Source organism: Cryobacterium psychrotolerans (assembly GCF_900101115.1).
GTDB lineage: Bacteria > Actinomycetota > Actinomycetes > Actinomycetales > Microbacteriaceae > Cryobacterium > Cryobacterium psychrotolerans.
On the sequence record NZ_FNFU01000006.1, the window covers coordinates 83,684 to 107,127 of the forward strand.

General features: G+C 69.0%; 26 protein-coding genes and 1 pseudogene. 9 read left to right on the forward strand and 18 right to left on the reverse strand.

The genetic code is table 11. The features are described 5' to 3' along the window. Window positions 1–170: 170 nt before the first annotated feature. From BLQ39_RS07240 to BLQ39_RS07285, 10 genes are all read right to left on the reverse strand, one after another. The gene (locus BLQ39_RS07240; RefSeq protein WP_092322891.1) at window positions 171–974 is read right to left on the reverse strand and encodes a sulfite exporter TauE/SafE family protein; all 804 of its coding nucleotides are present in this window, start codon (window positions 972–974) and stop codon (window positions 171–173) included. Beyond that, window positions 971–1,924, reverse strand: a complete 954-nt coding sequence (gene mmsB / locus BLQ39_RS07245) for a 3-hydroxyisobutyrate dehydrogenase (protein ID WP_092322892.1) — start codon at window positions 1,922–1,924, stop codon at window positions 971–973. The genes BLQ39_RS07240 and mmsB overlap by 4 nt, the downstream gene beginning before the upstream one ends. Window positions 1,925–2,051: 127 nt before the next feature. Continuing rightward, complete coding sequence (locus BLQ39_RS07250; protein WP_092322894.1) at window positions 2,052–2,366, reverse strand: hypothetical protein; 315 nt, start codon at window positions 2,364–2,366, stop codon at window positions 2,052–2,054. Window positions 2,367–2,508: 142 nt separating this feature from the next. Next, window positions 2,509–3,222, reverse strand: a complete 714-nt coding sequence (locus BLQ39_RS07255) for a copper homeostasis protein CutC (RefSeq protein WP_092322895.1) — start codon at window positions 3,220–3,222, stop codon at window positions 2,509–2,511. 17 nt (window positions 3,223–3,239) lie between these two features. Continuing rightward, complete coding sequence (gene nagA, locus BLQ39_RS07260; protein ID WP_092322897.1) at window positions 3,240–4,391, reverse strand: N-acetylglucosamine-6-phosphate deacetylase; 1,152 nt, start codon at window positions 4,389–4,391, stop codon at window positions 3,240–3,242. Continuing rightward, complete coding sequence (locus BLQ39_RS07265) at window positions 4,388–5,173, reverse strand: DeoR/GlpR family DNA-binding transcription regulator (protein WP_092322898.1); 786 nt, start codon at window positions 5,171–5,173, stop codon at window positions 4,388–4,390. Before BLQ39_RS07265 ends, nagA begins: the two co-directional genes overlap by 4 nt. A 16-nt stretch (window positions 5,174–5,189) precedes the next feature. Continuing rightward, window positions 5,190–6,050 carry a class II fructose-bisphosphate aldolase gene (locus BLQ39_RS07270; RefSeq protein ID WP_092322899.1) on the reverse strand — a complete coding sequence of 287 codons (861 nt, stop codon included), beginning with the start codon at window positions 6,048–6,050 and terminating at the stop codon, window positions 5,190–5,192. Then, window positions 6,047–7,030: a 1-phosphofructokinase family hexose kinase gene (locus tag BLQ39_RS07275; protein WP_092322900.1), complete on the reverse strand. Its 984-nt coding sequence runs from the start codon at window positions 7,028–7,030 to the stop codon at window positions 6,047–6,049. Before BLQ39_RS07275 ends, BLQ39_RS07270 begins: the two co-directional genes overlap by 4 nt. Beyond that, window positions 7,027–8,016: an ROK family protein gene (locus BLQ39_RS07280; protein WP_241982919.1), complete on the reverse strand. Its 990-nt coding sequence runs from the start codon at window positions 8,014–8,016 to the stop codon at window positions 7,027–7,029. Before BLQ39_RS07280 ends, BLQ39_RS07275 begins: the two co-directional genes overlap by 4 nt. After that, window positions 8,013–8,903, reverse strand: coding sequence for an SIS domain-containing protein (locus BLQ39_RS07285; protein WP_092322902.1), 891 nt, complete (start codon window positions 8,901–8,903; stop codon window positions 8,013–8,015). Before BLQ39_RS07285 ends, BLQ39_RS07280 begins: the two co-directional genes overlap by 4 nt. Window positions 8,904–9,154: 251 nt before the next feature. Here BLQ39_RS07285 and BLQ39_RS07290 point away from each other — a divergent pair, with 251 nt between their 5' ends. The 4 genes from BLQ39_RS07290 (at window position 9,155) to BLQ39_RS07305 (ending at window position 12,918) form a co-directional block, all read left to right on the forward strand. Then, window positions 9,155–10,390 carry an extracellular solute-binding protein gene (locus BLQ39_RS07290; protein WP_241982918.1) on the forward strand — a complete coding sequence of 412 codons (1,236 nt, stop codon included), beginning with the start codon at window positions 9,155–9,157 and terminating at the stop codon, window positions 10,388–10,390. An 83-nt stretch (window positions 10,391–10,473) separates the two neighbouring features. Then, window positions 10,474–11,442 carry a carbohydrate ABC transporter permease gene (locus tag BLQ39_RS07295; RefSeq protein WP_092323005.1) on the forward strand — a complete coding sequence of 323 codons (969 nt, stop codon included), beginning with the start codon at window positions 10,474–10,476 and terminating at the stop codon, window positions 11,440–11,442. 2 nt (window positions 11,443–11,444) lie between these two features. After that, complete coding sequence (locus BLQ39_RS07300) at window positions 11,445–12,332, forward strand: carbohydrate ABC transporter permease (RefSeq protein WP_241977018.1); 888 nt, start codon at window positions 11,445–11,447, stop codon at window positions 12,330–12,332. A gap of 43 nt (window positions 12,333–12,375) precedes the next feature. Continuing rightward, complete coding sequence (locus BLQ39_RS07305) at window positions 12,376–12,918, forward strand: DUF2510 domain-containing protein (protein ID WP_092322905.1); 543 nt, start codon at window positions 12,376–12,378, stop codon at window positions 12,916–12,918. A gap of 247 nt (window positions 12,919–13,165) precedes the next feature. On the opposite strand, the gene BLQ39_RS07310 is transcribed toward BLQ39_RS07305, so the two are convergent. After that, window positions 13,166–13,996, reverse strand: a complete 831-nt coding sequence (locus tag BLQ39_RS07310; protein WP_092322906.1) for an SGNH/GDSL hydrolase family protein — start codon at window positions 13,994–13,996, stop codon at window positions 13,166–13,168. A gap of 414 nt (window positions 13,997–14,410) precedes the next feature. Here BLQ39_RS07310 and BLQ39_RS15580 point away from each other — a divergent pair, with 414 nt between their 5' ends. Then, the gene (locus tag BLQ39_RS15580; RefSeq protein WP_134575316.1) at window positions 14,411–15,109 is read left to right on the forward strand and encodes a hypothetical protein; all 699 of its coding nucleotides are present in this window, start codon (window positions 14,411–14,413) and stop codon (window positions 15,107–15,109) included. Window positions 15,110–15,197: 88 nt separating this feature from the next. On the opposite strand, the pseudogene BLQ39_RS16115 reads toward BLQ39_RS15580, so the two are convergent. After that, window positions 15,198–15,386: pseudogene (locus tag BLQ39_RS16115) on the reverse strand (IS30 family transposase); the annotation flags it as partial. Window positions 15,387–15,477: 91 nt separating this feature from the next. Next, on the reverse strand, window positions 15,478–16,068 hold the full coding sequence (locus BLQ39_RS07325; RefSeq protein ID WP_277870637.1) for an ATP-binding protein: 591 nt from the start codon (window positions 16,066–16,068) through the stop codon (window positions 15,478–15,480). A gap of 168 nt (window positions 16,069–16,236) precedes the next feature. Between BLQ39_RS07325 and BLQ39_RS07330 the strand changes: the two genes are divergently transcribed. Together BLQ39_RS07330 and BLQ39_RS15585 are read left to right on the forward strand one after the other, a co-directional pair. Further along, window positions 16,237–16,410, forward strand: coding sequence for a CsbD family protein (locus BLQ39_RS07330; protein ID WP_092322911.1), 174 nt, complete (start codon window positions 16,237–16,239; stop codon window positions 16,408–16,410). Window positions 16,411–16,467: 57 nt separating this feature from the next. Further along, entirely contained in the window at window positions 16,468–16,632 is a 165-nt protein-coding gene (locus BLQ39_RS15585; protein ID WP_143006462.1) for a DUF2207 domain-containing protein, read from the forward strand. 711 nt (window positions 16,633–17,343) lie between these two features. Here BLQ39_RS15585 and BLQ39_RS07335 read toward each other — a convergent pair. From BLQ39_RS07335 to BLQ39_RS07345, 3 genes are all read right to left on the reverse strand, one after another. Then, on the reverse strand, window positions 17,344–17,538 hold the full coding sequence (locus BLQ39_RS07335) for a hypothetical protein (protein ID WP_134575314.1): 195 nt from the start codon (window positions 17,536–17,538) through the stop codon (window positions 17,344–17,346). A gap of 265 nt (window positions 17,539–17,803) precedes the next feature. Next, complete coding sequence (locus BLQ39_RS07340) at window positions 17,804–18,703, reverse strand: oxygenase MpaB family protein (RefSeq protein ID WP_092322914.1); 900 nt, start codon at window positions 18,701–18,703, stop codon at window positions 17,804–17,806. An 85-nt stretch (window positions 18,704–18,788) separates the two neighbouring features. Beyond that, window positions 18,789–19,535, reverse strand: a complete 747-nt coding sequence (locus BLQ39_RS07345; protein ID WP_167738564.1) for an SGNH/GDSL hydrolase family protein — start codon at window positions 19,533–19,535, stop codon at window positions 18,789–18,791. A 302-nt stretch (window positions 19,536–19,837) separates the two neighbouring features. Between BLQ39_RS07345 and BLQ39_RS07350 the strand changes: the two genes are divergently transcribed. Continuing rightward, a complete protein-coding gene (locus tag BLQ39_RS07350; protein ID WP_092322917.1) occupies window positions 19,838–20,506 on the forward strand; it encodes a hypothetical protein in 669 nt (222 codons plus the stop codon). An 83-nt stretch (window positions 20,507–20,589) separates the two neighbouring features. Here BLQ39_RS07350 and BLQ39_RS07355 read toward each other — a convergent pair whose 3' ends face one another. Together BLQ39_RS07355 and BLQ39_RS07360 are read right to left on the reverse strand one after the other, a co-directional pair. Beyond that, window positions 20,590–21,246: a response regulator transcription factor gene (locus tag BLQ39_RS07355; protein WP_092322918.1), complete on the reverse strand. Its 657-nt coding sequence runs from the start codon at window positions 21,244–21,246 to the stop codon at window positions 20,590–20,592. A gap of 10 nt (window positions 21,247–21,256) precedes the next feature. After that, window positions 21,257–22,867: a sensor histidine kinase gene (locus BLQ39_RS07360; RefSeq protein ID WP_092322920.1), complete on the reverse strand. Its 1,611-nt coding sequence runs from the start codon at window positions 22,865–22,867 to the stop codon at window positions 21,257–21,259. Window positions 22,868–23,027: 160 nt separating this feature from the next. On the opposite strand from BLQ39_RS07360, the gene BLQ39_RS07365 reads away from it, so the two are divergent. Next, window positions 23,028–23,372, forward strand: coding sequence for a tetratricopeptide repeat protein (locus BLQ39_RS07365; RefSeq protein WP_092322921.1), 345 nt, complete (start codon window positions 23,028–23,030; stop codon window positions 23,370–23,372). The last annotated feature ends 72 nt before the right edge of the window (window positions 23,373–23,444 follow it).

The window sequence follows — 23,444 nt, forward strand, 5'->3', positions numbered from 1 at the left end:
GACCCGGCATCCGTTTCGCCCTCTTTCACCCCACCCGTCCTCCGCCGAACTGTGAGTTTGGCACCTTCGTTGGGCGTGGGAAGGTGCCAAAGTCACAGTTCGGCGAGCGGGTCTGGGGCGCGAGTCGGGGCGCCTGGGAGATCGGTCAGGCCGGGCCGGGTCAGGCCGGGTCAGGTCACGAAGAGGACTACGGCGGCGACGACGGCGACGGCCACGAGGATGGTGCGGAGCACGGGCGCGGACAGGCGGCGGCCGATGTGCGAGCCCAGCCAGCCGCCCGTGGCGGCGCCGATGCCGATCAGGATCGCGATCTGCCAGTCGACGGTGCCGCTGGTGATGAAGATGATCGCCGAGACGAGGTTCGCGACCCCGGCCAGCACGTTCTTGGCGCCGTTGGCGCGGTGCATGTCGGTGGACCAGAGGATGCCGAGCAGCGCGAGCAGCACCACGCCCTGCGCCGCGCCGAAGTAGCCGCCGTACACGCCCGTGGCGAGCACCCCGAGCACGAGCCCGAGGGTGAGCGGCCGGGTATCCGTTTTGGTCAGTACCGAGGATTTGGTCGGCACCGAGCCGGCGGGAGCGGCCGGTGCCTTGCGCCGCACCCACCGGGCCACGCGCGGCTGGATGGCCGAGAGCACCGCGGCCAGAAGCAGCAGGAACGGCACGACGGCGGAGAAGACGTCCCCGGGGAGCACGAGCAGCAGCAGCCCGCCGCTGATGCCGCCGATGGCGGAGAACAGCGCCATCCAGGCGACCGGGCGCCACTGGGAGGCCAGCTCGCGACGGTAACCGTAGGCGCCGGCGACCGACCCGGGGATCAGGCCGACGGTGTTCGACACGTTCGCGGTGATCGGCGGAACACCCAGCGCCAGCAGCACCGGGAAGGTGATCAGCGTGCCGGCGCCGGCCACCACGTTGATGATGCCCGCGGCGACCCCGGCGACCAGGATGATCGCGCTTTCGAGCAGGGTCATGCGTGAGGCGCCGGTGTCGGGGCAGGGTCCGTGGCAGCGGCCGGCGACGCGGCAGTCTCGCCGAGGGTCCCGTCGACGAGTTTCACGATCGCGGAGCAGTCCCGGGCTCCCTCGCCCGCGTCGATCAGCCGCTGCATCAGCTGCTGCACGTGCTCGCCGATCTCCAGCGGGGTGTTGGTGGCGTTCGCCGCGGCGACGGCCAGGTTGATGTCCTTGTTGGCCAGCTCGGCCGTGAACGTGGGCGCGAAGTCGCGGTTGGCCGCCGATGACGGCACCACCCCGGCGACGGGATACCAGGTGCGCAGCGCCCAGCTGTCCCCGGACGACACCGACGCGATGTCCCAGAACACCTGCTTGTCGAGCCCAAGGCGATCGGCGAGCACGGCGCCCTCTGCGGCCCCGGCGAGGTTGATGAACAGCATCAGGTTGTTGCAGATCTTGGCGGCCTGGCCGGTCGTCGCGGCCCCGGTCGGGATGATGTTGGCCGACATCGGCTCGATGAACACGCTCGCAGCGGCCACGGATGCGGGATCGCCGCCGATCATGAACGTGAGCGTTCCGGCCTCCGCGCCGCTGATCCCGCCCGACACCGGGGCGTCCACGAACCGGAACCCGGCCTCGGCGGCCGCATCGTGCAGCTTCCGGGCGGAGTCCATGTCGATGGTGGAGGAGTCCACGAGCAGGGTGCCCGGCGCGGCCGATTCGAGCACGCCGCCCTCGCCCAGGTACACGGCGAGAGCGTGCTCGCCTCTGGGGAGCATGGTGAACACCACGTCGGCGCCGGCGACGGCATCCGCGATGCTCGTGGCCGGGGTGAGCCCGGATGCCGCGGCGGCAGTGAGCGCGGCGGGGCTGAGGTCGAACCCACGCACGGCGTGCCCGGCCTTCACGAGGTTTGCGGTCATCGGGCCGCCCATGTTGCCGAGGCCGATCCATCCGATTGTTGCCATGACGCAAGCTCCTTCGCTCGGGCCGTGACACCCAGTCGTTCCCACCGGTCGTTCTGCAGATCGTTTGCGCCCCGGTCAGGGCGCCACGTTGTCCAGCCTAGGTGCGCGGGCGCGCCCAGGGGTCTCGTCAGCGGGACGAGACAGTGGTGAACGATGCGATCGCCGCATCCAAACGGTCGAAGAGGTAGTGCCGGCGCGGCGCCTCGATATTCATGACCTCGAAACTCAAACCGCGCTGCCGGATGTAGCCGAGCACCTTTTTGGGTGACCGCTCGTCTCGGCGCCGGTCGCCCACGCGCCACTCGTGGTCGGACAGATGACGCACCTCGAGGTGTTCTGCCGCGCATGGCTCATGATCGTGATTCGACACTGAATCTCCTTCTGGTTGATCGGTGTGGTGCACCCGGCCGCTGTCCTGGTCGACCCGGTCCCTGCCGAACATGGCTTCAACGGTACTGCTCCCGGCTGCGCGAATGCTGCAGGGAGGGGGCCGTTGCCGGTGAATCGCAGGCGCGTGGGAGTGCGCGCCCGGCGCGTCGTGGGCGCCGGATCGATGTGGGCGGCGGATCGCTGCGCGCGCCGGGTCAGGGCCGGGTGGCGCCCAGCTCGGCGATGACGGCGCGTACCAGGGCGGCGTCGGTGACCAGCCCGCCGTCACCGCGCGGTCCGGGGACCTGGGCGCGCAGGTGCACCTCCGTGACCCCGGTGTCCGCGACGAGCCGGGCGACATTCGCCACGCGCACCGAGCCGCCGGCCAGGATGACCGGACCCCCGGGCTCCCTCGCCATCAGCTCGCGCAGCACCGGGGCCCCCTCCGCGGCCGTGGCCGCGCCCCCGGAGGTGAGAATGCGCACCACGCCGAGCCCGGCGAGCGCGTCGTGCGCGGCGAACAGGTCCCGGGCCGCGTCGAAGGCCTTGTGGCAGGTCGCCGGCACCCCCTCCGCCGCGGCGATCAGCTCCCGCATCGCCGGGATGTCGATGTCGCCGGCCGCGGTCAGCACGCCGAAGACCAGCCCGACCGGAGCGGGCGCCTGGGCGGCGAGGTCCCGCACGGCGCGAACATCCGCGAGCATCACCGACAGTTCGCTCGCCGAGTGCACGAAGTCGCCGCCCCGCGGTCGAATCATCACCTGCACGCCGAGGGTCGTCACCGACTCGAGCACCCGGGCGATGAGGCCGAAACTGGGCGTTGTCCCGCCCTCGGCGAGGTTCGCGCAGAGTTCCACCCGGTCGGCGCCGGCGCTTTCGGCCGCGAGGGTGCCGGCCAGGTCGTCCACGCAGATTTCGACGAGCGTCATCGTCTCGGCACGCCCGATCAGTGCAGCCGGCGGCCGGCCGCGAACACGGCGTCGACCTCGAAGCCGTCGCCCAGCAGCACGGCGTCGGCCGCGTAGCCGGGGGCGAGCCGCCCGAGGTCGTGCGCGCGCCCGATCGCCCGGGCCGGGGTCTCGGTCAGGGCGGTCACCGCGTCCTCCAGGGTGACACCCACCTCGGTCACGGCCCGTCGCAGCGCCGCATCGAGGGTGAGCGTGGACCCCGCGATCGAGCCGCCCCGGTCGGCCCGGGCGACGCCGTCGGTGACGGTCACGGCGAGCGTGCCGAGCCGGTACCGGCCGTCGGACGACCCCGCCGCGGCCATGGCGTCGGTGATCAGCGCGATCCGCCCGGGCGCGGCGGCGAAGGCGAGCCGCACGACCTCGGGATGCACGTGCACCCCGTCGTTGATCACCTCGAGGGTCACCTGCGGCGATCGGGTCGCCGCTGCGACCGGGCCGGGAGCCCGGTGGTGGATGCCGCGCATTCCGTTGAAGGCATGGGTCAGGATCGACGCGCCGCTGTCGAACGCGGCCATCGCCTCCCTGTAGTCCGCGGCGCTGTGCCCGACCGCAACGGCGATCCCGGCGCCGACAAGGGTGCGGATCGCGGCGGTCGCGCCGGGCAGTTCGGGGGCGAGCGTGACCTGGCGGATGTGCCCGCGCCCGGCCTCGAGCAGCCGGTCGATCGACTGCGGGTCCGGCGCGCGCAGCAGGGCGGGATCGTGCGCGCCCCGGAAGGCGTCGTCGAGGAACGGCCCCTCGAGGTGAGCGCCGAGAACGAGCGGATTCCGTTCGGTCTCGTCGGCGATCACGGCGAGCCTCGACTCGAGGTCGGCCTGGCTCGCCGTCACGAGCGACAAAACGATCCGGGTGGTGCCATGACGGTGGTGCAGGCCGAGCGCGGTCTCAATCGCCTCCTCGCCATCCTCGAACGACGCCCCGCCCCCGCCGTGGCAGTGGATGTCGATGAAGCCGGGGGTGAGCAGGCGGCCGCGGGCATCCGTGGTCGATGCCGGGTCGATGCCGAGCGCGCGCCAGGCGGTGCCGGTGCCGACGGCGGCGACGGTGTCGCCCTCGAAGGAGACCCAGGCGTCGGCGGTGGTGCTGCCGCCGGAGACGAGACGGGCCGAATGGATGATGTGGGCGCTCACGCGACGATCACCTCGAGGCCGCGGTCGGTGAACGCGGCGACCTGCTCGGGCGTGATGCCGGCGTCGGTGATCAGCGTGCTGAAGATCCCGAGGTCGCCCAGCGTGGCGAAAACCGTGCGGCCGATCTTGCTGGAGTCGGCGACGATGACGGCCCGGGTGGCCCGGCGCGCCATCAGCGAGTTGACCGCGGCCTCCCGCTCGTCGTGAACGGTCGCCCCGACGGCCGGATCGATGCCGTTGACGCCGATGAAGGCGATGTCCATGGTGACCTGCTGCAGCACGACGTCGGAGTACGGCCCGACCAGCTCGTAGGAGCGGGAGTGCACCACGCCGCCGGTGACGACCGTCTTCACCTGCGGGCGCATGGCCATTTGGGCGGCGATGTTCAGGGCGTTTGTGACGATCGTGAGGTTGGCGTTCGGGGAGGCCTCCATGATATCGGCGCGGGCGCCGAGCACACTCGCGATCGCCGTGCTCGTCGTGCCCCCGCACAGGCCGACGACGTCGCCGGGGGAGACGAGCGCGCTGGCGGCCAGGGCGATCTGCTGCTTCTCGGGCGCGTGCTGCTCCTTCTTGTACCGGAGGGGGAGGTCATAGGCGACGGTCTGCCCGATCGCGCCGCCCCTGGTGCGGGTGAGCAGCTGCTGGGCGGCCAGCGTGTCGAGGTCGCGGCGGGCCGTTGCGGCCGAGACGTCGAGCTGGGTGATGATGTCGTCGACCTCGAGCTGGCCGGATTCGGCGAGCAGGGCCAGCACGGCGTTGAGTCGCTCGGCGCGGTTCATGGGTTCCTGTTCTTCCTCATGGCTTCTGTAAATCTATCGCCGGTGAGAGCGAGAACAGCCGCAGCATCCTTGCCGCCTCGCCGGTGAGGGCCGCTCGACCGGCCGCGACGTACTTCCGCGAGTCGACAACGGTCGGATTGGCGCCCAGGTAGTCGCGGATTGCGGCGGTGAAGAAGCCGTTGAGGTGGGTCGACACGTTGATCTTCGTCATGCCGGCCGAGATCGCGCCGACGATCTGCTCGTCGGAGACACCGGATGACCCGTGCAGCACGAGCGGCACGGCAACGGCGGCATGCAGCCGGGCGATGAGTTCGAGGTCCAGCGCGGCCACGCGGCTGGTCATCGCGTGGGACGACCCGACGGCCACGGCGAGGGCGTCGACATTGGTGGCCCGCACGAAGGCGACGGCCTCGTGGGGATCGGTGCGCACCCCGGGCGCGTGGGCGCCGCCCTTGCCGCCGATCGTGCCCAGCTCGGCTTCCACGTACACGCCGCGCGCGTGGGCGTAGGCGACCACGCGGGCCGTGCTGGCCACATTCTCGTCGTAGTCCAGGTGCGCCCCGTCGTACATGACCGAACCGAAGCCGAGGTCCACGGCCAGGCAGGCGAGCGCTTCGTCCTCGGCGTGATCGAGGTGCACGGCCACGGGCACCGCCGCGGCGCGCGCGATCGCCAGGGTGGCCTCCGCAATCGGCCTCAGCCCGCCGTGGTAGCTCGCGCAGTTCTGCGAGATCTGCAGGATGACGGGGAGAGCTGCCTGTTCGGCCGCGGCCACGAGCGCCTCGGCCGTCTCCAGGTGGATGACGTTGAAGGCGCCGATCCCGGTGCCGCCGGTCGCGGCGGAGCGCATCAGCTCTCGGGTGGGGGTGAGGGTCATCGGGGTCCTTCGATCGGGATATCGCCGGCTGGGAGTTCGGCGATCTGGAAGTCGGCTGGGAGTTCGTCGACCTGGATTTCATCGGCCAGCGCGGCGTGGTCGGGGGAGATTTCGCCGGCCAGGGGCATGAGCACGGCCGCGGCCGACCACGCGGTGGCCCGGCGGATGATCTGGGCCGGGTCGGTGAGTCCGGTGGCCAGGCAGAACGCGATGGCCGCAACGGCCGCGTCGCCGGCCCCGGTCGGGTTGCCCGGCAGCACGCGGGGCAGCCGCGCTCGCCAGAGCCGGCCGGGTTCGGCGGCCGTGAGCAGGAGCATGCCCTCTTCGCCGAGCGAGACGAGGACCATCCCGGCGCCGTGCTCGAGCAGCATCCGCGCGCCGCGCACCGGGTCGGGCTCGCCGGTGGCCTCGGCCAGTTCCTGCCGGTTCGGCTTGAGCGCGGTCGCCCCGGCCCGGGCCGAGGCGAGGAGCGCGGGGCCGGACGTGTCGATCACGCTTGGCAGGCCGCGGGCGCTCGCCAGGGCCACGAGGTTCGGCAAGAAGTCGACGTCGGCGCCCGGGGGGAGGCTGCCGGAGCAGACCAGGCAGGTGGCGCCCGGAAGCGCCGCCGCGGTGGCGTCGGCCAGGGCCAGCCATTCGGCCGGGGTGTGGTTCTCGCCGTACTCGTTGAGGATCGTGGTGCGGCCCTGTCCCTCGTCGACGAGGGCGACCGAGCGGCGGGTGGGCGCGAGCACGGGGACGAGCCGGTGCGGGAGCCCGGAGGCCCGGAGCTCCGCGGCGAACTCCTCGCCGGAGGCGGCCCCGGCCGGGGAGACGGCCAACACGGGGTGGCCCTGCTGGTGCAGCACCCGGGCGACGTTCAGGCCCTTCCCGCCGGCGCGCACGGCGGCCGCCGGCACGCGATGCGTTTCGCCGGGGGTGAGCGTGGAGAGGCGGTAGGTGAGGTCGAGGGCCGGATTGGGCGTGACCGTGACGATCATGACGCCTGCCCCGAGCGGTCGGCCGCGGCCCGGGCGCGCAGGGCGGCGCCGATGAGTCCGGCGTTCTCGCCGATCAGGGCCGGCAACACCAGGGGCCGGCGGTGGAAGCTGAGCAGCGCGTCGACCCGTTCGCGGAGGGGGACGAACAGGGCGTCGCCGGCCTCGGCGAGCCCGCCGCCGATGACGACGGCCTCCGGGGCCAGGATCGCGGTGACCTGGGCGATGCCGAGCGCGAGCGCGTCGATGGCCTCGTTCCAGATCCTGCGGGCGGCGGGATCGCCGGTCGAGGCCAGCGCCAGCACCTCCCGGGCTCCGACCGGCTCCTGGCCGGTCGCCTCGGCGTAGCGCCGGCTGATGGCGCCGGCCGAGCCAACGGTTTCGAGGCATCCGCGTGCCCCGCAGGCACACCGTGCGCCCCGGGGGTCGACGATCGAGTGCCCGAGCTCGCCGGCGTAACCGCCGGCGACGTGGGCCCGGCCGTTGACGACGAGGGACGCGGCGATGCCCGTGCCGACGATGATCACGACGACCGTGCCGAACCCGCGGGCGGCGCCGAGCTGGAATTCGGCTTCGCCGGCGGCGCGCACGTCGTGGGAGAACGACGCGGGCAGGTGCAGCCGATCCTCCAGCAGCCGCCGGAACGGCACGTCGTTCCAGTCCAGGTTCACGGACTCTCGCACGATTCCCTGGTCGTCGTCGACGACGCCCGGCGCGATCAGGCCGATGCCGGCCGGCCGCACGTGCGGAAAGGTGTGCGCGAACTCGGCCAGGAGCTCCTCGACACGCTCGAGCACGGCTTCGGCGGTCTCGGCGCCGCGGTGCGGCGTGGGCGTGCGGCGCAGACCGAGCATCCGCCCGGACGAGTCGAACAGCGCGGCCTTCATGTCCGTGCCGCCCACGTCGAACGCGGCGACGGCCGTTCCGGGGCCGAGCGGCTGCGGCCGGTCAGCCTGCTGCGGCCGGTCAGGAGAGGGGATCAGAGTCACGAGTCGAGAATGACAGATCGGGTCAGGTTGCGGGGGAGGTCGGGGTTGAGTCCCCTGGCCCGGGCGAGGAGCAGGGCGAGCCTGTGCACCCGCACGAGTTCGGCCATCGGATCGAGCGCGCTGGACACATAACGCGCGCCGGTCTGCGCCACATCCCGCACGAGGCCGGTGGGCGGCGTCCCCAGCATCCAGACCACACGACCCGGGGCCGCGATGCTGATTGGACCGTGGCGGTATTCCATCGCCGGGTAGGACTCGGTCCAGGACTGGGTCGCTTCCCGCATCTTCAGGGCGGCCTCGTGCGCCAGGCCGACGCTCCAGCCGCGACCGAGGAACGTGTACTGCTCCGCGTTGACCAGGGCGTCGTCCAGGTCGTCGGCGATGGCCAGTTCCGCGTCGGCGATGGCGCCGCTGAGGTCTTCGCCCAGGGAGGACCGCATCAGCGCCAGGGCGGTCGTGGCGAAACGCGTCTGCACGACCGACTGCTCGTCGGCGAACGGCAGCGCGATGACCTCGTCCACCTCGTCGACGAGCGGCGAGGAGGTGTCGCCGACGATGCCGATGATGGGCGCCGCGCCGCGGTGGGCGCGCACCAGCTCGAGCACTTCCGTGGTCGTTCCGGACCGGGTCAGGGCGATGATGGCGTCGTAGTCCCGGTTGACGAAGGCCTCGGATGCCGCGAACGCGTCGGTCACGCCCTGGCCGCCGGACTCCCGCAGGGCCGCGTAGGACTGGGCCATGAACCAGGAGGTGCCGCAGCCCACGACGGCGACCCGGAGGCCCGGTGCGGGCAGCAACGCCTGCTCGCGCGTCATCCCGGCTGCACGCGCCCAGGTCTCGGGCTGTGAGGCCAGTTCGACGGCCATGTGTTCGGCGGTCGCGGTCATCGGGACTCCTCGAAGGTTGCGGAACAATCTGATTTGTGATTGGTAATGACTACAAACCTCCACTAATAATCACTAAAAGTCTATTCTTGATTATTAACGACGTGTAACGATCACAAAACATGGATTGATTTGCCCGGCCGAAACCGACAGGCTGTGGCTACTTCTGAATGATAATGATTCATCAGTTGAATAAACGCTCACTATCAATCACAAACGGTTAGGAACTCACCACGATGAAGAAGTCTCTGCGTATGGGAGGAATCGTCGCCACTGCGGCGCTGGCGGCAGTGTCGCTCGCGGGCTGTGGCTTCGGCGGCGGCACGGCATCCGATGGAGCCGACGGAAAAGCCACCACCCTGAACCTGCTGGTCCCCAGCTACTCCGACAACACCCAGGGCCTGTGGGAAACCGTCATCAAGGACTTCGAAGCGGCCAACAAGGACATCACGGTCGAGCTCGAGGTGCAGTCCTGGGACAACCTCAACGACGTCGTCACCACGAAGGTGCAGGGCAACAAGGCCCCCGACATCATGAACGGCGGCCCCTTCGCCGGATTCGCGGCCGATGAGCTGCTCTACCCGATCGAAGACGTCGTCTCGGCCGACACCCTCGGCGACTTCCAGGACTCGTTCGTCGAGAGCGCATCGGTGGACGGCGTGCAGTACGGAGCACCGCTGCTCGCGTCGGCGCGCGCCCTGTTCGTCAACGAAGACCTGCTGGCCCAGGCCGGCGTCACGAAGGTTCCCGCGACGTGGGACGAGCTGCTCGCCGCGGCAACGAAGGTGTCCAAGATCGGCGGAGGGGTGGCCGGCTACGGACTCCCGCTCGGCTCTGAAGAGGCCCAGGCCGAGAGCGCAATCTGGTTCTACGGCGCAGGCGGCGGCTTCGGTGACGCGACGGAGATCACGGTCGACACCCCGGAGAACCTCAAGGGCGCAGAGTTCATCCAGAAGATGGTCGAAGCCGGCGCAACCCAGCCGGATGCCGGCGCGACCGACCGCAGCCCGCTGATGGACGTCTTCGTGCAGGGCAAGATCGGCATGATCATCGGCCTCCCGCCCACCGTGGGCCAGATCGCCGACGGAAACCCGGAGATGAAGTACTCGGTCAACCCGATCCCGACGATGGACGGCAAGCCGTTCACCCTCGGTGTGGCTGACCACCTGATGGCCTTCCAGAATGACGGCAAGAAGCAGGCCGCCATCACGAAGTTCCTCGACTTCTTCTACTCGGCAGACCAGTATGTTCCCTGGGTCACGGCCGAGAAGTTCCTCCCCACCACGAAGTCGGGCTCGTCCGCCATGGACAGCAACGAGGATCTCCTTCCGTTCCTCGAGATGCTGCCGGACGCGCAGTTCTACCCGAGCACCAACCCGAAGTGGGACGCGACGAACGCGGCCTTCAAGAGCCTGGTCGGCCAGCTCGCCCAGGGTAAGGACGCCCAGGCGGTGCTGTCGGAGATCCAGGCCAAGGCCGACGCCGGCTAGCCAGTCCCGCACAACGCACCACGCACAACGCATTGCACGACGACGAACGAATACCGGTGACTGACGAAATGACCCCTGACGACATGACTCAGAGCATTCACGAAACACCGGTCCCCACGGGGGCGGCCAACGGCCGTCCCCGCGCGGGGGTCGTGCGAGCACGTGCGGCGGCGGGAACCCGCCTCACCGACCTTTTCTCCGCGCTGCCCTGGATCGGGCCGGCGCTCATCCTGATCTTCGGCGTCGTGCTGTTCCCCGCCGTCGTGATGATCTACAACTCCACCCGGGACATCAGCCTGAGCGGCGTCGACAAGGGCTCGGTGGGTTTCGAGAACTACGAGACCCTGTTCGCCTTCGCGCCGCTCGGCGGGATCATGGTGCGCACCGTGATCTGGGTCTTCGCCGTCGTGACGATCGCGGTGCTCGCCTCCCTCGCCCTCGCCCAGTTCCTCAACAAGGCGTTCCCCGGCCGCCAGATCGTTCGCATGGCCGTGCTCATCCCCTGGGCCGCGAGCGTCGTGATGACCACCCTCGTCGTGTACTACGGGCTCGAGGGGTACATCGGCATCATCAACAAGTTCCTGGTCGACATCAACCTGATCGACGCTCCCTACGGCTGGACCAAGAACGCGACCAGCGCGTTCGTCTGGTCGATCGGCATCGCGGTCTTCGTCTCCCTCCCGTTCACGACCTATACGATCCTCGCCGGCCTGGCAACGGTGCCGGCCGACGTGCTCGAGGCCGCGAAGATGGACGGGGCCGGACGCATCCGCACCTACGTCGCCATTGTGCTGCCGCAGCTGCGCGGGGCGCTGTCGGTGGCGGTTCTCATCAACATCATCAATGTCTTCAACTCGCTGCCGATCCTGAAGATCATGACGGGGTCGATCCCCGGCTACGACGCAGACACCGTGATGACCATGATCTTCAAGTACATCCAGAACGAGCACAAGATCGACGTCGCCAGCGCACTCAGCGTGATCGCGTTCCTCATCGTCATCGTGATCGTCGCGATCTACGTGAAGCTCGTCAAGCCCATGAAGGAGCTGTGATTGTGACCGTCATCGCGCAGGCGCCGAATGGCGCCCGGAGGCGCCGGTTCACGGCCGACCAGGTTCCGCTTCGGACCATGCTGCTCAGGATGCTCGCCGGGGCCGTGGTCCTGGCCATCTTCGTCATCCCGTACCTGATCATGTTCTTCGGCTCGGTGAAGTCCAAGAGCGAGATCCGATCCGTGAACCCCACCTACTTCCCCACCGCGTGGCGCTGGGAGAACTACCTCACCATGTGGTCGACGCCCGAGACGCCGCTCGTGCAGAACCTCGTCTCGACCATCATCATCGCCGTCTTCGCCACGCTGCTGGTGCTGCTGGTGGCCCTCCCGGCCGCGTATTACACGGCCCGGTTCCACTTCCCGGGGCGGATGGTGTTCATGTTCCTGGTCATCGTCACGCAGATGCTGCAGCCGGCCGTGCTCACCTCCGGGCTCTTCCGCCAGTTCAGTTTCTTCGGCATCTCGGACACCTGGCTGGCGATGATCCTGATCAACGCCGCGTTCAACCTCTCCTTCGCCGTGTGGATCATGCACAGCTTCTTCGCCGGGGTGCCGAAGGAGATCGACGAGGCGGCCCAGATCGACGGGGCAGGGCGCCTCGCGGTGCTCTTCAGGATCAACCTGCCGCTCGTCTGGCCCGGCATCGTGACCGCGATCGTGTTCACCTTCGTCGCCTGCTGGAACGAGTTCGCGGCGAGCCTGGTGATCATGTCGACCGCGGGCAACCAGCCCCTGGCCGTGGCGCTGACCAAGTTCGTGGGTCAGTACGAAACCAGCTGGCACTACGTCTTCGGCGTGTCCGTCGTGGCGATCATCCCCGTCGTCGTGCTGTTCATGCTGATCGAGAAGCGGCTGATCGGCGGCCTGACCGCGGGCAGCGTCAAGTAGCCGCCGACGTAGACTTGCCGGAGTCGACCTGCAAGGAGCCATCGTGAGCGACGCCTCGCCAGACGTCCCCACCCAGCGGGGCTGGTACGCCGATCCCGCCGGGCTGCCCCAGAAGCGATGGTGGGACGGCGACCAGTGGACCGAACACCTGCATGATCCCGAGCGGAACGCCTACGGGATCGACGGCGCGTTGGCGGCGGGGGCGCAGGCATCCGTCTTCAACAACTACATCTGGGCCATCGCCCTGTTGCCCGTGGTGTCGTTCCTGGCGCTCACCTCCGCCGAGACGTCGTCGCCCCTGCTGGGCTGGGGCATCGCGATCGGCAGCGTCGTGCTGGCCTACCTCGACCACCGGCAGCTGCTGCGCGACGGCCTGGACCGGCCGTTCCACTGGGCCTGGGCGATCCTCTCACCCGGGGCCTACGTGGTAGGGCGCTCGGTCACCGTGCGGCGCCTGACCGGCGCCAGCCTCGCGCCGATGTGGGTCTGGGTGGCCATCATGCTCGTCTACGTGCTCACCGTCCTCGGCAAGGCGGACGGGGCCGCGGCCGCTGCGCTGGGCGGGACGGCTGCGCTGGGCGGCTGAACCCCCGCCACCCCGCGCCCCGGATGCGCCGAGTGTCGCCGTTCCTGCCGAGAGTCCCCGTTGCACCGGCGATTCTCGGCACGATCGGCGACTCTCGCCCACTCTCGCCGAGTTCCGATCGGCGCGGGGCCGAGCGTGCGCCAAGGATGCGCCCCGGATGCGCCGAGTTTGCCTGTTCCGGTCGAGTTTGCCTGGTGCGCGGGGGCAACTCGACCGCAAGTGCCAATCTCGGCGGGGGAGGGGCCGGTCAGTCGACGCTGATGCGGGCGAGGAGCAGCTCGGCGATCGCGCGGTAGCCGCGGTCGTTCGGGTGGAAGTTGTCGCTGGTGCCGCCGAAGACGTCCCGTCCGGCCGGGCCACGGTTTGCCTCCACCGGGTAGAGCCCGTACAGGCTGACGAACGCGCCGCCGCGCTCGCCGCATTCGTCCTCGATGACCGCGTTGTAGGCATCCGAGCCGTCGGCGCCGCCCTCGCTGCCCCAGGTGCCGACGCAGAGCAGCGGCACGGCCGGCGACTCGTGACGGATGCGGTCCAGAAGCGCACCGTAGACCGTCTCGAACCGGGGAAGCGGCGTCTTCTCGACCACGTCGTTCGTGCCGAGTTCGATGATCGCCAGGTCGAGGTTGGCCGGCGCGTTCAGGATGCCGGACACCACGCCCGTGTCGGCGCCGGCCCTGTTCGCCCGAAGTTCGGTGACCGGCCCGCCCGCGGACAGCGCATCGACCATCAGCGGCCGGTACCCGAGGTCCTTGTCCTCGGCCGACAGCCCGTACGTGATCGAGTCCCCGGCGAACAGCACCCGCAGTGACCCCTCCGCCGGACGGGTGACGCGCACGGTTTCGTTCTCCGGATCCGCGCCGAGGGTGAGCGTCGAGGCAACGACGCCGATGGCTGCGAGGCCGACGAGGCCGACGATCAGGCCGAGGGCGATCCGTCGGGACCGGCCGTGGGATGGGCCGTGGGATGCTCCGTCGGACGAGCCGCGGGATGCGCCGTCGGACGGGCCGCGGGATGGGCGAAACCGGTCGCGAAACCAGCGGAAAACCGTGGAGGCGAGGGTCGAACCGGCTGAAGGCATCCGACGATTCTAACAAAAACGGGTCACGTCCCGCTGAGTGGTGGAGCTTCTCAACACCGTGCGGGACGTGACCTGCGCCGGACGGAGATGGTGATCACAGGGTGTTTCTCGCCGATCCCGACTGTATGGAGGTTGGCCAGGCGACAGCTAGAGTTGCCCTCCTGGACAACGGCCGACCACCGATCGTCCGCGATTGTGACACTCAATGAGTGTCTTCTTGTGCACGGTATCAATGGCTGTGCGCGAGCGGATGGCCCAGTTCCAAGGGGGTTCGGCGTCAAACGAGCATTGCTCCGACTCCGTGGGCGGGAAAGCACTAAAATCCCTTAAGATGACCAAACCTCATTAGTGTTTGTTACGAACTACCCACGACCAACGGGACCTCCTCGTTGGCCGCTAACCAAGGAGACAATCGTGAAACGATATTCCATTGGGATTTTCGGAGCCTCAACCGTTGCGTTACTCGCTGCGGCTGCACTCGGATCCGGCGCAGCTCAAGCGCACAGTGATCAAGCCACAGGTGCCGACAAAACGGTAACGCTGACCGCCAATCTCACGGAGCTAAACGGCTCGGGGGCATCCGGCACCGCTACCGCAGTAGTTCGCAACCAGAAGATCAAGCACATAGAAGTGCACGCTTCCGGGCTAACACCAGACGCTCCGCACGCGCAGCACATCCACTACGGCAACCAAGCGCTGAACGAGTGCCCCACCCTGGCACTGGACAGCAACGGTGATGGCCGCCTAAACACCGTGGAAGGGATTCCGGCGTACGGACCGGTCGTCGTGTCGCTGACTACGACGGGCGACACGACTCCCGCCAGCTTCCTGGACGTGACCCGTTTCCCGGTGTCTGCGGATGGCAGTTACCACTACAGCCGCGATAACATCCGCATCACCAAGGTGGCGGGAACGGGCTACCCGGGCCCCAACGGAACCGGAACGGCCAAAGAGATCGCAGATTCCATCCGGGAAGGCGAAGGCGTCGTCGTGATCCACGGCATCGACTACAACGGCAACGGCTCTTATGACTTCAGCCGAGGTGCAAGCGAACTGGACCCGAACCTGCCTGCAGAAGCGACGGACCCGGCCGCCTGCGGCGTCCTGGAGTAAGGCACACACCCAGGAACCTTTCTTGGGCAACAACCGCCGGTGGCCCGTCTTCAAAGACGGGCCACCGCTTTGTTTACCTGGGCACCTCAAAAGGCGGCACACCGCCACGCTCCCGGAACCAGCGGCTACCAGCCGCCTGCGACACGCCGACCGCAGTCGCAGCGTTCTCGCTGGTTAGCCCTTCTGCTATCTGACCCCAGAACTTCCGCTCAACCTCCCGACGAAGCGACGGAGCACCCGGCGACTTCATTGGCGACCTGCCCGTCAGCTCTTTCATCCAATCCGCTGGCCGACCCATCCGATACCTCCATAATCGAGGTGTTGCGACGACCGGTTGAATCCACCATGTGCGTCAGGGCATCAGGGCGTCAGGGCATCAGGGCGTCGAAGCCGCCCGGGTGCAGGTTCGACGACACGGCGATGGAGCGTTTCTCGTAGGCGGCGTCAACGAGCCGATAGAGCCCTTCCGCCGCATCGGCACCCACTTCGAGCAGCCCGATGTCATCGACCACGATCAAATCGGCGCGGAGGATCCGGGCGACCACGCGGCCGACGGAGTCGTCGGAGCGGTGCGCGCGGACCAGCGCGCCTGGGTCCTCGAGGCGGAACCACGCAACGCGCATCCCGGCCTCCACGACTTGCTGGCCGAGGGCCTCGAGGAAGAACGTCTTCCCTGTGCCGCTCGGCCCGCAAACGACGACGTTCTCCTTCCGACCGATCCATTCCAGGGTCCGCAGGACGTGCTGCGTCGGCACCGGGATCGAGGACGCGGACTCGTCCCAGGTGTCGAACGTCTTCCCGGTCGGGAAGCCGGCGGCCTTCCGACGGGTGGCGAGCATGGACCGGGATCGACCGGCGACCTCCTCGACGAAGAGGGCCTTGATGACCTCGATCGGTTCCCAGCGTTGCGCGCGGGCCGTCGCGACCATCTCCGGCGCCAACGCGCGGGCGTAGGGCACCTTCAGCTCCCCGGAATTGCCGGTGGATGAAGCGGGAGCCGGTGTCCAGCCCCATTGTTGCAACCCTGACGCGAGGGTATCGTCGCCGGAAAGGGGCTCGCCCAGAACGCTGAAGATTCGATCTGTCGGCGCGGCCTCACTGTCTTCGACTGATGAGAGGTGGAAACTATGAGTCAGGCTGACAAGATCAAGAATGCGGCTGAGAAGGCCGCGGGAAAGATCAAGGAGAGCGCGGGCAAGATCGCGGGGGACAAGTCGCTCGAGGCTGAAGGCAAGACCGACCAGGCCAAGGCGAGTCTGAAGCAGGCCGGCGAACAGGTGAAAGACATGTTCAAGAAATAGCGAACGCACCCGGTACTCCATTGCCCGGACCTTCCGGGAACAACGGAAAGGAACACCATGAACATGCTGCTCATCGTCGTGGCTATCATCGCGCTCGTCCTCTTGCTGACGGGAGGATTTGTGCCGTCCCTGAACTTCCTATTGTGGGTGGGTGTGATCCTTCTGGTGATAGCGGTGATTGCGTTCTTGGTGCGCTCGATGTCGGGTCGCCGAGGCGCGTAACAGGCGTCTGAACCCCGCCGAAGCCACGATGCAAGGCTGGTCCTGGTTCCTGCGGCTGCTGTTTGGGCTCACAGGTGCTCGATAGGACCGAGCTGAAATCCGCGTTCCTGTTGTGCCAGTCGCAGAATTGCCAGGACCATCAGTCCAGATCGCAATGCCCACACCCGCCGCGGCAACCGTTGAATCGTGCACTGGACGCGCGCTGACCGCAGGCATATTCTCACCAGCAGCGAAGCGTTCGCGAAGCGTTCGCGAAGCGACGTGCGGAGGTCCACCATGAGCGAAGAGATGGCGACACCAGTATCTGATGAAAGCGGGACGTCCTAGTCCGCGAAGCCAGGCAAACCGGCCGTGGGCACCCCGATTGGCGATATGTCAGTGGAGGGCGAAACCGAAGTAGGTCCGTACCCGTCCCTGACTCACATCGAAAACATGGAACAGGCAGACCTGCCAGCAGTTGCCGAAAACGTCGCCGAAAGGAAGCCCAGCGAAGACGAGTGACGGCGCCGGGGTCAACCCCGCCAAGCAGAAACCGGATGACCAGTTCGCGACCGCTGACGATCGCAAGGCCGCCTGCGTGCCTCGACCCCGATGGTGAACAGCTCACAAGAGAGAACGCTCATCAGCGGAAACCCACCGGGCCACAACGCGGACGCCGGAGGCTACCAGCCGTAGGTGGGGGGTGAATCCGTGGACGTTCTTGCTGGAGCTCTATTCTGCAAATCCTGCAATAGGCGCATTGGTCTGCCGGGGGACGGTCGGGTCAGGGGCGCGAGCATGGTGTGTCGGGGCGTCGTCACGGAGCCCGGCAGCCTCGCACCGGTCGGTGCCGTTTGAGATGGCGTAATACTCGTCCAGAGAATCGGTGTCGGTTTCGGTCAATTCGTCGTCATCCTGGTTGTCCAAATGGGGAGCCTTGATAATGAGGAACTTATTGATCGCTACGCGGAGGTGGACGCCGTCCCACGCACGGTGGCTCTTCACGTTGCCGGAGCAACGCTCACGAGCGGGAAACCACACCACTCACGGGGACGCAACCAAAACGCCTCGATCGCGCCCTCGTGAGGCGTTTTCGCCGCCTCGGTTCCCTTCCAGCGCAGCGGGGGATGCGCCGACTTTGCCTGTTCCGGTCGAGTTTGCCCGGTGCGCGGGGGCAACTCGACCGCAAGTGTCAATCTCGGCGGGTCTGCAGGCGGGCGATCCGCTTCCGCGCGGCATCCTCCGAGGTCGAGCGGCTGCCGAGCAGCATCCGCACCGCCCCGAGCACCACGCCCGTCGCCCACACGGCAGGCAGCCTCGACCGCCGGAGCCCGAGCATCCGGCGATACTCCTCCGGCAGCGACGCGACCGCTCCGGCGAACATCACCCGGTAGGCCGGCATCATCGAGCGACGCAGCGGCGGATTGCGGATGAAGCGCACCGCCTCGGCCACGCGCTCGTCGCTCTTGAGCGTCCCGGCCTCGGAGAAGGCGGCTAGTTGCGCCCGCAGCTCCCGCTCCGAGCGCGGCGGGGTGGGCACGCCCACCAGCTCGCCGGCGATCGCCCATTCGCGCACGTAGGCATCCGCGCCGCCGGGGATGTCGCCGCCCCACAACTGCTCGCAGGCGAGGAACGCGTCGGTGAACACCACATGCACCCAGGACAGCAGCTCAGGGTCGCCCGCCGCATATGGCCGTTCGACACCCCGCGCGTCGAGGTAGGTGCCCGCGACCCGGTCGTGGAAGCGCGCCACCCGCGAGGACTCGAGCCCCGCCAGTTTCGTGTCGGCGAAGGTCACCGTGATCAGCCATTGGATGGTGCCGCCGAGCCGCCCGAGCGGGTCCTCACGGTACCGCGACCAGTCGTGCACGCCCGCCATTGCGCCCGGGTGCAGCGTCTGCATGAGCAGGGCACGGATGCCGGCGACCATCGTCGCCATCCCGCCGTGCACGGCCCAGGCCGCCGAACCCGGGCCGAAGTAGCCGGCGTCATCGCCCTCTTCGATCGGGCCGATCCAGTGCGGGCGACCCTCGGAGTTGCCGGAAAAAGTCGTGAGGAGGTGCGACCGCCAGCGCTCCGCAATCCTGCTCATGTATCGAGGGTAATCCGACCGGGCTGGGCGTGGGCCGCGTGTTCCCGGGCGGCGTCCCGCCCTGGCCGGAGCGCTCGCCGGAGGCTCACGGGGCGTGGTCGCCGCCCGGGCTCTCCGCTGCGGGGCGTGCGCCCCTGGCATGCTCGGCGTCGAGCGGGCCGGCCATGGTCGCGGCCAGGATCCCCGCCCAGTGGCGGTAGTCCTCTGCCGTGCGGAACCGGTCTGCTGCGACGCCGGGCCGAGCCGTCAACGGAACGAATGTCGTGCGCGGAAGCGCCCGGCACATCACTGCCGTCGCCTCGTTGAGCACCGCCGCGTGCCGGTCGGCGATGGTGCCGAACGGCCCGCCGAACCCGGGCACGGATCGAATGGGCTGCACGCCCAGCATGAAGACCTGCGTGCTGCGCCCCGAGGTGCGCACGAGCAGCCTCAGGAACGCGGACAGTTCGCGGCGCCACGCCCGCACCGAGGTAAGGGTGAGAGCGTCATTGCCGCCGAGGGTCACGACGATGGCGTCGTAGCGGCCCAGGTCGCGGTCGTCGAGGTCCGCCACCGCCGAACGTGCGGTCGTCTGGGGGCTGAAGAGGGCCTCGACGTCGACCCCGCGCCCGGTGCGGGCCGACAGTGCCCGGGCGAGGGAACCCGGCAGGGCGAGATCGTGGCTGAGCACCCCCCACCCGACCGCCGGACCGCTGCCGAAGACGAGCACGCGGTCGCTATCGACGCCCGCGGATCGCGCCTGGGGAGCATCCGTCGGCCGGGGCACATGCCCGAGGCTCGCGCCCGTCCGCGCGGCCCAGGCCGTCATGAGCGGCACCAGCGCCCAGCGCATGAATTTCCCCACCGATTGCCTTCCGACCGCCCAAGCCCGGCCGGGTTTCAGGGTGCCCGTGCCGTCGAGTATTTTCCGGCACCAGTCTAAGCCGCGCCCATAGTGCCGGGGTAAGCCCCTCTGGCGCCTCGAGACAGGCCGGGTTATATTCGTCTCCCAGGTCCGGCACCCGGGTCCGGCGGCCGAGGCCCGCCTCGAGGATGAGAAATCTCTCATCCCGCTCTCCGGGTGGCCTCATCTCCCGTCGCCAGAGTTGCCCCAATGACCCGATCGGGTTCGGGAAGAAACGGGAGCGCATCACGATGAAGAAATCAACGAAGCTGTTCATGACCGGGGCCGCGAGCCTGCTCGGAGTGGCGCTCGCCACCGGCGGCGCGTATGCGACGACCGCATCCCTGACGACCGTGGATGCCCCGGGCCAGGTCATGCCCGTGAGCGGCGTCGGGCCCGCCTCCGAGCACGCCAGCGAGAACGCCCTCGAGCACGCGAACCCGAACGCCCACGGATTGTTCGGCTGGACGACGGAGTCCACCGATACGCCGGAGGACGACGCATCCGGCGCGGATGACGACGCGGCCGGCGACGAAGCCCGCGATGCGGCCAAGGACGCCAGGGACGAGGCCCGCGACTCTGCCAAGAGCGCCAGGGACGCAGCCAAAGATGCGGCCAAGGACGCCGAGGACGCAGCCAGGGACGCAGCCAAAGACGCCGGCACGAAGCACTCGTCCTCGGACGACGACGGCGATGACGCCGACGAGAACGAGCAGGAATCCGACTCCTCCGGTTCCGTCGAGGCCGTCGAGCCGGATGACGCGGTCGAGGTCGACCACGAGTCGGACGACGCCGACGAGGCCGAGCGCGAAGACGAAGCGACCCACTCAGAGGACGCAGAGGACTCGAAATACTCAGAGGACTCCGAGGACTCAGAGGACTCCGGTGACTCGCACGATTCAGACGAGTCGGACGACTAGCCACACACACTCTGCCGGCGCACCGCGCCGACAGTAGCCAGAGCCGGGGAGCGACCATCGGGTTGGACGCTCCCCGGCCATTTCTATTTCAGGCGGTACCCCATGCCGCGAACGGTCTCGATCCGGTCGGCGCCGATCTTGGCGCGCAGGTAGCGCACGTACACCTCAACCACGTTCGAGCCGGGGTCGTAGTCGAGGCCCCACACCCGGCTGAGCAGCTGTTCTCGGCTGAGCACCTGCTCGGGGTGGCGAATGAACTCCTCGGCCAGGCCGAATTCGCGCGCGGAGAGGTCGACGGGGCGCCCGGCCACACGGATCCGCCGGGTCTTCAGGTCGAGTTCGAGATCACCGGATGCCAGGGTGCCGGCGGTGTCGGGGCGGACGTCCCTCAGCCGAAGCCGCACCCGGGCCAGCAGCTCGTCGAAGCGGAACGGCTTGGACATGTAGTCGTTGGCTCCGCCTTCGAGCCCGCGCAGGGTGTCGGCGGCCGAGTCCCGTGCCGTGAGCATGATGACGGCGATCCGGTTGCCCTGGCCGCGCAGTGTTTCGAGGATGTCGAAGCCGTCGAGGCCGGGCAGGCCGACGTCGAGCACCAAAAGGTCGTACTGCCCGGTCTCGGCCTCGGCGACGGCGGCCCGGCCGTCGTCGGCGATCGTCACCGAGAAGCCGGCCGCGCGCAGCCCCTTCTCCACGAACGATGCAATGCGCGACTCGTCCTCGGCAATGAGAATCCTGGTCACCTGGTGCTCCTTATGCTTCCGCGCCCACGAGGGCCTCGGGGATGGCCGCCTCGGCGACGAGGGGAATGCTGATGGTGAAGACGGATCCCGCACCCTGCGCGCTCTGCAGCAGCACGGAGCCGCCGTGGGCCTCCGCGATCGCCGACACGATCGACAGCCCGAGCCCGGAGCCGTAGACGCCCCGACTCGATTCGAGCCGGCGGAAGCGCTCGAAGATCTGCTCCTGGACCTCGACGGCGATGCCGGGCCCGGCATCCTGAACCGACAGGTTGAGATGCGGTCCGGCCGGGGTCTCGGCGACCTCGCCGAGGATGGTGATCGGGGTCCCCGGGGTCGAATACTTGACGGCGTTGTCGGCGAGTTGCAGCCAGGCCTGGGTGATCCGGCGGGAGTCGATCTGCGCGAGCACGTTGACCGACTCGGTGCGCCAGGTGCGCGCCGGATCGAGCGCGGATGCCTTCGCGCCCACGAAGGCGGTCAGCGACTCGATGTCGACCTCGGCGAGTTCGACGAAGTTCGGCCCGGACGACGACGCGAGCAGGGAGATCTCGGAGACGAGCGTGGACATCCGGTCGAGTTCGTCGATGGCGAGTTCCCGGGTGGCCCTGACCTCTCCCACATTCGCGATGTCGAGCAGTTCGAGGTGGCCGCGGATGATCGTGATCGGCGTCTTGAGTTCGTGGCCGATGTCATCCAGCAGCCGGCGCTGGCTCAGCGAGGAGGCCTGCAGGCGGTCGAACATGCCGTTGATGGCCGTGGCCAGTTCGGACACGTCATCGTGGCCGGTCACCGGGATGCGCTCGGTGAGGTCGGCGGCGTTGGTGCTGCCCGCGGCGGCATCCCGCAGCAGCCGGATCGGGCGCAGCAGCCGGCCGGCAACGACCCAGGCGACCAGCCCGACGACGATCAGGGCGGCCAGGGCCACGCGCACGAAGGTCTGGAAGGACTCGGCGACCAGGCCGAGCTCGGCGTCGAGGTCGAACGCGGCGACGTAGAGGCCCGAGCTCGGGTCACCGGCGGCGCTGACCGGAACGATCAGGTAGCGAAGTGTCTGCTCCGTGCCCGTGGCCGTGCCGATCACCACCTGGGTCGGGTCGGCCTCGGCCAGGATCCGCGCGACGAACGCGGCGTCCTCGTCCATCCGGAAGGGCAGGTTCGCCGCCGGGACCAGTGCCGGCTTGCCGTCGATCAGTCCGAGGACGCTCTCGTTCGCGGCCGGGATGACCTGCTTCATGGCCACCCGCAGGATGGCATCCACGCTGGTCAGCGGCGAGGACACGGCGGCGCCCGTGGTGGCGAGCGCGGTGGGGCCGGGGCCGCCTGCGGAAGCGGGGCCGGGGCCCGTGTCGGTATCCGTGCCGGTGCCGGTGGTCGTATCGCCGCCGGTGGTCGCGCCGGAGGCGATCGCCTTCAGGTCGGGGACCGTGCGCAGGAGCCGCGCGTCGATGCTGGCGACGACGCCCTCCCGCTGCACGAGGTAGGCCGCGACCCCGGACGCCGCGAGGCCCAGGGCGGCCACGGCCAGGATCGACACCACGATCCGCGACCTCACCGATGGGGTGTGGTGCCGCACGGTGCGCCGCCCGCGCGCGAGCGTTCGACGGACGCGCGTGTTGGCCATTCCCTTAGTATCAGCTCTCCGCGCCGGTTTCGCCCTCTGGCGCTGCGGAGTGCCCTCATTTCTGGGGGCCCATGTCTGGGTGCGCGCGAGGGCGCAAACCCCCCTCGGAGCCGGCGCCCCGGCCAATAGGGTGGGGGGCCGGCTGCGGTTGCGGCTGGGGGTGACCCGGTCGCTGTGGTCCGGCGTCCGCACGATCGCCCTGGGCGCGTGGGGCCTCTGGCTCGCGGTCGTGCTCAGCGCCGAGGTGCCGTTGGCCACCGTCTCCACCGAGCGGGCGCTCTCCGTCGGCCAGCTCAATTCGGGGGATACCTCCGCGGCCGGACGGACGCTCGAGGCCCTGGCGGAACTCGCCCCGAAGGATTCCGCGGTTGCCGTGCAGAACGCCGTCGCGCGCTACCTGCTCGGCGACATCTCCGGTGCCGTGGCGGAGACCGACCGGGCGCTCTCGCTCGATCCCGCCAACCCCACCGCCGTGCAGCTCCGGGGCCTCCTCACCGGTCCGTAGCGCGTGCCTCCCCGGCACCAGCCGACACTGTCAGGCTCCCGCCGTGGCGAACTCAGGAGATCCGGTGCCGCG